Annotated in this window: 4 protein-coding genes and 1 pseudogene; 4 read left to right on the top strand and 1 reads right to left on the bottom strand. The window is 77.7% G+C overall.

Features of this window, described 5'->3' with window-relative positions; genetic code table 11:
• Positions 1-77: 77 nt before the first annotated feature.
• The 3 genes and pseudogenes from BN2279_RS10030 to BN2279_RS10020 all read left to right on the top strand — a co-directional run.
• Positions 78-497 (top strand): annotated as a pseudogene (locus BN2279_RS10030) (hypothetical protein); the annotation flags it as partial.
• On the top strand, positions 494-1,366 hold the full coding sequence (locus BN2279_RS10025; protein ID WP_059008358.1) for a hypothetical protein: 873 nt from the start codon (positions 494-496) through the stop codon (positions 1,364-1,366). The pseudogene BN2279_RS10030 and the gene BN2279_RS10025, both read left to right, overlap by 4 nt.
• A 54-nt stretch (positions 1,367-1,420) precedes the next feature.
• Positions 1,421-5,878: a coiled-coil domain-containing protein gene (locus BN2279_RS10020; protein WP_059008357.1), complete on the top strand. Its 4,458-nt coding sequence runs from the start codon at positions 1,421-1,423 to the stop codon at positions 5,876-5,878.
• Here BN2279_RS10020 and BN2279_RS10015 read toward each other — a convergent pair.
• Positions 5,872-6,159, bottom strand: coding sequence for a hypothetical protein (locus BN2279_RS10015; protein ID WP_234347720.1), 288 nt, complete (start codon positions 6,157-6,159; stop codon positions 5,872-5,874). The genes BN2279_RS10020 and BN2279_RS10015 overlap by 7 nt on opposite strands.
• A gap of 233 nt (positions 6,160-6,392) precedes the next feature.
• Between BN2279_RS10015 and BN2279_RS10010 the strand changes: the two genes are divergently transcribed.
• On the top strand, positions 6,393-8,686 hold a 2,294-nt coding region (locus BN2279_RS10010; RefSeq protein ID WP_234347719.1), incomplete at its 3' end, for a sensor histidine kinase.

The following is an 8,686-nucleotide window of genomic DNA, read 5'->3' as shown; positions in this document are numbered from 1 at the left end:
TTTGTCGTAGCCCCGCTCATCGGCCCACTGCGTCCCGCCGTCCCCCGTTCGCGGGCCCCGGCCGACGTGAAAAAGGGGGCGACCTCACCGAGTTGCTGCTCACCCCGCCCGCGCCCCGCGAGCACCTCGGCGCCGAGCTGCCCGAGCCCGACCTGATCGCCACCCCGGACGACAGCCGTTTCACCGAGGAGCAGTTCGCCGCCGCGCAGGAGCTGCTCCAGCTCCCCGAGGACGCGCCGCGCCGCCTCTCCGGCCTGCTGGCCGACGCCCGCCGCGCCGACCCCGACCTGCCGTACCTGGTGGCCCTGCTCGCCGTGCACGCCGCCAGCCCGCCGGTCGGCACCGCCTACCGGCAGGGCGAGCCCCGGCTGCTGTTCGCCGTGGACGACGGCACGGAGCTGGACGACCCGGAGTTCGGCGGCGCCGACCTGATCGTCGGCACCGCCCTGCTGGACGCGGCCGGAATGGCCGCCGAGCGATCGGAGGCGACCCCATGACGACCGCCGCGCCCACCGCCGGCTCCCCGGAGGCCGGCCCCGCGGGGCCGCTGACGCCCGCCGACGCGGCCGACGCCGCGCGGCTGGTCTCGTTCGGCCTCCAGCCCCGGCTGCTGCCCGCCCGCGACGCCGCGTACGCCGGGCTGCTGCGCCGCTATCAGGAGGAGCCCGCCTTCGGGCGCCTCGCGGACGCCGTCGCCACCGGTCTCGGCCTGGTCGTCCTGGAGGCCTCCGCCCGCGCGGGCATGGCCGTCGCCGCCGCCGAGGACTCCGTGTTCGCCGTCCGCATGGGGGAGTACGCCCGCCGCGCCACGGCCGACACCGCCGACCGTTTCCTGCACGGGCTGGCCCACCTCGCCGTCGCCGCCCTGGCGTTCCCCCGCCCGGAGGACCTGGCCGACGACGGGTACATCGGCCGGATCACCGTCAACGGCGTCGAGGCGTTCGTCCGCCAGGCGTGCCGCCGGCTGGAGGAACGCGCCGCCGAGCAGGGGGAGAACACCGATCCGGCCACCGACGCCCCTGGTCTGGAGGCCGCCTGGCGGGTGTACGCGCGGCGCAGCGCCACCGGCGCCACCAAGGACGCGCGGCGGCTGGCGGGTTCCACCACCGGCATCGTCGGCAAGGCCGTCGCGTTCCACCCCGACTCCGGATTCCACCAGCGGACCGGCGACGACGCCGGGGGCGCGTCCCGCACCACCGCCCGCTACCAGTTGCAGGTCCGCGACAGGGCGGCCACCGCCGCCATGACCGAGCTGCTGGAGCTGGGCGTCGTCCCGGTCGGCGACGGCACCGGGTCGCTGGCGCCGCCCGGTGACGAGGCCGACCTCGACCTCGCCGACGGCGCCGGCCTCCCGGTCCACCGCTGACCGCCCCGCCGACGACCCCGCCCGCACGCCCGAACCGACGAGAGTCCCGACGCCATGTACGAGCTGTCCCGGATCCGCCTCTACTCCATCGGACCGGCCGGCGCCCGGTATGCCGACACCGTGCTCGACCTGCGCGGCGTCGGGGAGCCGGTGCCCCGGCCGGCTCCCGCGCAGGCGGACTTCTTCGAGGACGAGCCCACCGGCCCGCCGCGCCGCCCGGCCCCCGCCGGGGTCCTCTTCCTGGAGAACGGCGGCGGCAAGTCCGTGCTGCTGAAGCTGATCTTCTCCGTCATGCTGCCCGGCCACCGCAACACGCTGGGCGGCGCCAGCTCCGGCGTGCTGCGCAAGTTCCTGCTCGCCGACGACTGCGGGCACGTCGCCCTGGAGTGGCAGCACACCCTCACCGGCGAGACCGTCGTCGTCGGCAAGGTCAGCGAGTGGCGGGGCCGCCAGGTCTCCAGCGACCCGCGGAAGTTCGCCGAGGCGTGGTACTCGTTCCGGCCCGGGCCCGGCATGAGCCTGGACTCGCTGCCGGTCGCCGAGTCCACCGTCCTGCGGCCGGACGCGGCGCGCGACGGCGGCTCCGGCGCCCGGGGCAGGCGCCGCACCATGAAGGGCTTCCGCGACATCCTCACCGAGACCGGCCGGGCCTACCCGAACCTGGACGTCGTCTGGGAAGAGGTCCACGAGCGCTGGGTCGAGCACCTCGGACACCTGGGTCTGGACCCCGAACTGTTCCGCTACCAGCGGGAGATGAACGCCGACGAGGGCGAGGCCGCCGGCCTGTTCGCCGTCAAGAACGACGCCGACTTCACCGACCTGCTGCTGCGCGCCGTCACCGACACCCGCGACACCGACGGCCTGGCCGACCTCGTCCACGGCTTCGCCCACAAGCTCGGCCGCCGCGAGGAGCTGGCCGCCGAGCGGGACTTCACCGCCGGGTCCCTCGACCTCCTCGCCCGCGTCACCGAGGCCGCCGGGGAACGGGACGCCGCCCGCGCCGTCCACGCCGCGGCCCGGCGCCGGGCCCGCGCCCTCGCCCCCCGCCTCGCCGCCCGGGGCGCCGGGGAGCGCGACCGCGCCGCCGGCCTCGCCGACCGCGTCGCCGCCGCCGCGGCCGGGGTGACCGCCGCCGACGCCGACCGGGCCCGCGCGGCCCGCGTCGCCGCCGAGCTGGCCTACCGGCACGCCTCGCTGGCGCGGGCCGCCGCCGGGAAGGCCGCCGCCGCGCAGCGCCGCGAGCTGACCGACGCCCGCACCCTGCACGCCGCCTGGCAGGCCGCCGAGACGGTCCTCCAGCATCGCGCCGCCGCCGACCGCGCCGCCCGCGTCGCCGCCGCCATCCGCGAGGCCGAGCGCGACGCCGCGCCCGCCCTGGCCGCCAGGAGCCGCGCCGCCGCCGCGCTGGTGCGCGCCCTGCACACGGCGGCCGAGGAGAGCGAACGGTCGGCCGCCCGGTCCGAGGAGCGCTCCACCGCCCTCCAGGCGGCGTCCGAGGCGGCCCACCGGGACGCCACCACCGCGGCCACCGAGGCCCAGCGCGCCCGCAGCGAGAGCGAGCACCTGCGCCAGCGCCTCGCCGAGGTCGAGCAGGAGACCGCCGACGCCGTCCGCGCCGGCTGGCTGGAGCCCGCCGCGCCCGGCGAGGGCGGCGGCCCGCTCACCGACCCCGCCCGCGCCGCGCTCGCCGCGGGCGACGCCGAACGGACCGCTGTCGCCGCCTGGGAGGCCGCCCGCGAGACCGCCGCCCGCACCGCCGAGCAGGCCCGCGAGGCCGCCGCCGAGCACGCCCGCGCCGAGCTGGCCGCCGCCCGCGCCGCCGACGCGGCCGAGGCCGCCGGCGCCGCGCTGGACGCCGAGCCGCGCGCCGCCGCCGCCCTCGCCGCCGAGCCCCGCCTCGCCGGGCTCCTCGGCCTGCCGGCCGGCGCGGGGCCGGAGGCCCTCACCCCGGAGGAGCTGGACCGTGGCGCCGACGCGCTCACCGGACTGCTCGACGAGGCCCTCGCCACCGGCGAACGCCGCCTGTTCGAGCTGCGCACCGCCGCGGCCGACGACGCCCGCATCCTCGCCACCCTCGGCGACGGCGGCCTGCTGCCCCCCGGGCCCGACGTGCTGGCCACCGTCGAGTTCCTCGGCGAGCACGGCATCCCCGCCCTGCCCGGCTGGCGCTACCTGGCGCAGGCGGTGGACCCCGTCGACCACGCCACCGTCCTGGCCGCCCGTCCCGCGCTGGTCGACGGCGTCGTCATCACCGACCCCGGCAGCCACGCCCGCGCCCGCGAGGTGCTCGCCGCCGCGGCGCTGCTGCCCCGTTCCGCCGTCGCCCAGCGCGGGCCGGGGGGCCCCGACCCGTCCTTCATACCCCCCCGCGGCGTGGCGGGGGGGCGGGGAGAGGTGAAAAAGAGCAAGGCGGAGCACCGCCTGACCGGGGCCGCCGCCGCCCGCGCCGAGGCCGACGACGCCGCGGCCGAGGCCGCCCGCGCCCGCGACGAGAAGCAGGAGGCGGCCCAGCGCGCCCGCCGTTCCGCCGACGCCCTGGCCGGGCTCGCGTCCCGGCTGCGGGAACGCGCCCGCTGGACGTCCCGGGTCAAGGAGCTCGCCGCCGAGGCGGCCGAGGCCGAGGCCCGCGCCGCCGAGCCGCTGGACCCGGCCCGCGCCGCCGACGAGGACCGCAGGCCCGCGCAGCGCGCGGCCGACGACGCCCGCCGCACCGCCCGCGCCCTGCGGGCCGAGCGCGCCGAGGTCTCCGGCGCCCCCGACGACGGCCAGGACCCGGGCGGCACCCCGGCCGGCGCCTCCGGCGGGGACCGGTCGCTGCCAGACCTGCGGGAGGCGTACCGCTCCGCGTCCCAGCTCTACGAGAAGGTCGGCGTCGGTGCCGACCTGCGCGCCGAGCAGGCCCGCGCCGAGAGCGAGGAGAGCGCCGCGCTGGCCGCCCTGGACCGGCTGAGCAACAAGGTCCGCACCCGCGCCGCCCGCCTGCTGGAAGGCCCCGAGGGCGCCGACGGCCCCTCCCGGCAGGCCGCCGCCGCCCGGGCCGAGGCCCTGGTGCAGCTTCTGGAGGGCCGCGCCTCGGCCGCCAGCGAGCAGCTCGGCCGGCTGCGCGGCGAGGCCGAGCGGCTCGCCCCCGAGGGCGCCACCGCCCATATCGAGCTGCCCGAGGACAGCGTCCCGGCCGACGCCGAGCGCGCCCGCGCGCTGCTGCGGACCGCGACCGCCGAACTGACCGCCCACGAGGAGGCCCTCGGCGCCGCGCGGGAGGCCCACGAGGAGCTGGCGCACGCCCTGCGCGCCGCCCGGGACGCGGCGGGCGGCTTGGAGGAGGCCGCCGCCCTCCTGCGGGCCCTGCTGCGCGACCCGTCGCCCGGGCAGCCCGGAGGAGGTCCGGACGGCCACGACGGGCCGGGCGACGGGGAGCAGGACGCCGCCGAGCCCTACCCCGGCACTCTCGCCGAGGCCCGGCAGACCGCCACCGACACCCGCCGCGCGCTGCGCGCGGGCGCCGCCGGCCTGGCCGCCGCCGAGGCGGCCGTCCGCGAGGCCGGCGACCGGCTCGTCCGGCACGCCAACGCCACCCGCTTCGAGCAGGTCCGCACCCCCGCCCGGCAGCAGATCAGGGAGCTGCCCGGCGCCGCCCTGCCCGACCACGCCGCCCCCTGGGCCGAGGCGTTCGCCCCCCGGCTGCGCGTCCTCACCGACGAGCTGGCCCAGTTGGAGCGGAACCGGGACGGCATCGTGGACCGGCTGCGCGGCCTGGTGGAGTCCTCACTGGACACCCTCCGCTCCGCCCAGCGGCTCTCCCGGCTCCCCGAGGGGCTCGGCGAGTGGTCGGGCCAGGAGTTCCTCCGCATCCGCTTCGAGGACCCCGACCAGGCCACCCTCGCCGAGCGCCTGGGCGAGGTCGTCGACGAGACGACGCGGGCCGCCGTCCGCAAGAACACCGACCTGCGCCGCGACGGGATGTCCCTGCTGCTGCGCGGCGTCCACGCCGCGCTGCGCCCGCGCGGCGTCGCCGTGGAGATCCTCAAGCCCGACGCCGTGCTCCGCGCCGAACGCGTCCCCGTCGGCCAGATGGGCGACGTGTTCTCCGGCGGCCAGCTCCTCACCGCCGCCATCGCCCTGTACTGCACGATGGCCGCCCTGCGCGGCAACGACCGGGGCCGCGACCGGCACCGCCACGCGGGCACGCTCTTCCTCGACAACCCCATCGGCCGCGCCAACGCCACCTACCTGCTGGAGCTGCAACGCGCCGTCGCCGACGCCCTCGGCGTCCAACTGCTGTATACGACAGGGCTGTTCGACACCACGGCGCTCGCCGAGTTCCCCCTGGTGATCCGGCTGCGGAACGACGCCGACCTCCGCGCCGGGCTGAAGTACATCAGGGTCGAGGAGCACCTGCGCCCCGGCCTGCCCCGGCGGGACCCGGCGGCCGAGCCCGCCCACGGCGAGATCACCGCGACCCGCGTCTTCCGCAGGCCCCGGCCCGCGCCGCCGCGGGAGGCGGATCACTGACGGCCGGACAGGCGGCGCCGCGACCGCGCGGCGCTGCTCGGCACGGACACCACGCCGTTGCGCTGGAGCCACGACTGCCGGGTGACCCAGATGTCGAGCACGGCCCACGTCGCGACGATGCTGCTGGCGATCGTGGACAGCAGCATCGGGAACGCCAGCCACGAGCCCGCGAGGGTGCACAACAGCACCACGACGAGCTGGGTCAGCGTCAGCGCGATGATGATGACGGCGCGCACGGCTGCGGCACGGACCGGGTCCGGCATGCGGGGCTTCGCGTACACTCCGCCAACGCTCCCTGCACGGTGAGATACGCGGATAACTCGTCAACCCCCATCGTAGAACGCGGTGGACGCCTTGCGTGCCCGGACGCGACAGACGAGTATGAGGCGCTCCGTGAGTCAACTCCATCCACTTACACCGGGCGTCACGGAAGCCGAACCCGACCGGGTAGTAGGCTCGCGCCTGCCGACGGTGCCGGCCGCCGCCGGCCGTCCGGGACGAACTAGGGGAGGGCATGCGCTTTCGCGGCAAGTCGATCCGACGGAAGACAGGGGCGCTGGTGCTCGCGCCCCTGCTGTCGCTCGTGTCGGTCTGGGCGTTCGCGTCGGCGATCACCGTGTCCGAGGCCAGGGACGTGCTGGCGGCCTCCTCCGCGGCCGACGCCCTCACCGAACCGTGCGACGCGGTCGTCCGCGCCCTCCAGGCGGAGCGGCGGCAGACCCTGGTCCACATCGCGGACCCCCGGCGGACCGAGGTGCTCAGCGACCTCCAGACCGCCACCGACCAGGCGGTGGCCCGCGTCCTGGGACGTGCGACGGAAGGCGTCCGCGCCGACTTCCGCGACGAGACGCGGGAGCGGCTGGACGCGTTCCTCGCCGCCCTGGAGGACCTGGACCAGCTCCGCGACCGGGTCGCGGACGGCACGATCGACCGGACCCGCGCCCTCGAAGCCTACAACCGCCTCACCGCGCCCGGACTGCTCTTCCTCTCCTCGGTCCAGCCCGTCCGCGACGTGGAACTCGACCGGCAGGCCCGCGCCATCACCGGCCTCGCCCAGGCCCGTGAAGCCCTCTCCCAGGAAGACGCCCTGGTGGCGGGCGCGCTCGCCGCGGGCAGCGCCGGGGACGCCGAACTCGGCGCGCTGACCGACCTGATCTCCCGGCGCGAGCTGATCTACGACCTCTACCTGCCCGACCTGCCCGACAACGACGTCCGGGCCCACCAGGACTACTGGGACACCGGCGCGGGCGCCCTGCTGACCCTCGTCGAGGAGGCCCTTCTCGAAGGCCGCGTCAGCACCGTCCACGCCGAGGAATGGGCCGAGACCGGCGCCGAGGCGCTCGCCGCCCTCAGCGTGCTCGCCGACGAGGCCGACGCCGCCTACCGGGACCAGCTCGACCCGGGCATCGACGCGACGCTGCTGCGCGCGGGCCTGGTCGCCATCGGCGGGCTGCTCGTCATCGTCATCGCCACGGTCGTCGCCCTGCGCCTGGCCCGCCGCCTCAACCGCGAGCTGCGCGGCGTGTCGCGCGAGGCGGTGGACGCCGCCGAGCAGCGGCTGCCCGGCGTGCTGCGCCGCCTGGAGGCGGGCGACCATGTCGACATCGAGACCGAGGCCCCCCGCCTCGAATACGGCCGGGACGAGCTGGGCCAGATCGGGCGCGCCGTCAACACCCTTCAGCGCGAGGCCGTCTCGGCCGCCGTCGAACGGGCCGTCACCCGGCGCGGCGTCGCCGAGGTCTTCGTCAACCTCGCCCGCCGCGCCCAGGTCCTGCTGCACCGCCAGCTCAACCTGCTGGAGGCCCTGGAGCGCCGCACCACCGACGACGAGGACCTCGCGGACCTCATCCGGCTCGACCACCTGACCACCCGCATGCGGCGCCACGCCGAGGGCCTGGTCATCCTCTCCGGCACCGCCCCGGCCCGGCAGTGGCGCAAGCCGGAGCAGCTCATGGACGTGGTGCGGGCCGCCGTGGACGAGATCGAGGACTTCGAACGCGTCGAGATCCGCCGGCTCCCGCCGTTCGCCGTGGCCGGCGGGGCGGTGGCCGACCTGATCCACCTCGTCGCGGAACTCCTGGAGAACGCCACGGTCTTCTCGCCGCCGCACACCGCCGTGCAGGTCTCGGGCGAGCGGGTCCCGCACGGCTTCACCCTGGAGATACACGACCGGGGTCTGGGCATGACCCCCGACGCCCTGGCCGACGCCAACCAGCGGCTGGCGGAGTCCCAGGACTTCCAGCTCGCCGACACCGACCGGATCGGCCTGTTCGTCGTCGCCCGGCTCGCCGAGCGGCACGGCATCCGGGTCTCCCTGCGCGAGTCCCCCTACGGCGGCACCACCGCCGTGACGCTCATCCCCGGCGAGCTGCTCACCGAGACCGCCGAGGAGCCGCAGGACCGCGACCCGCGCCACGAGCCGGCCGCGCGGCGTCCGGGGCGCGAGGGCGTGGTGGACGGCCCCGTCGAGCTGGAGGCGCAGGTCGGCGCCGGATCCCTGGCCCGCCCGCCGGTCCCGGCGGAACGCGGCCCCGAGCGCGCCGAACGGACCGAGCACCCCGCCCGCCACGGTGAACACGCCGCGCTGCCCGGCCAGGACGACCCCGCTCCGCTGCCGCGTCTGCCCCAGCGCAGACGCACGCCCGTGCTCGTCGCCGACCACGGCCGCACCGTGGGCCAGGCACCCGACGCCGACCCGCCGCCCGTCGCCGATCCGCCCGGACCGGACGCACCGGCCGCCGGCCCCACCACCGGCGCGGGACTGCCCCGGCGGGTCAGGCGGCAGACGTCCGGCGCCCCGCGGTGGGC

The organism is Streptomyces specialis, assembly GCF_001493375.1.
GTDB classification, from domain to species: Bacteria; Actinomycetota; Actinomycetes; order Streptomycetales; family Streptomycetaceae; genus Streptomyces; species Streptomyces specialis.
This window is presented reverse-complemented; position numbering and strand designations above follow the sequence as displayed.

What these genes read in the sequence shown, in the direction of transcription:
- BN2279_RS10025 (WP_059008358.1), top strand. Translation starts at nt 494, where the DNA reads ATGACGACCGCCGCGCCCACCGCCGGCTCCCCGGAGGCCGGCCCCGCG.
- BN2279_RS10020 (WP_059008357.1), top strand. Translation starts at nt 1,421, where the DNA reads ATGTACGAGCTGTCCCGGATCCGCCTCTACTCCATCGGACCGGCCGGC.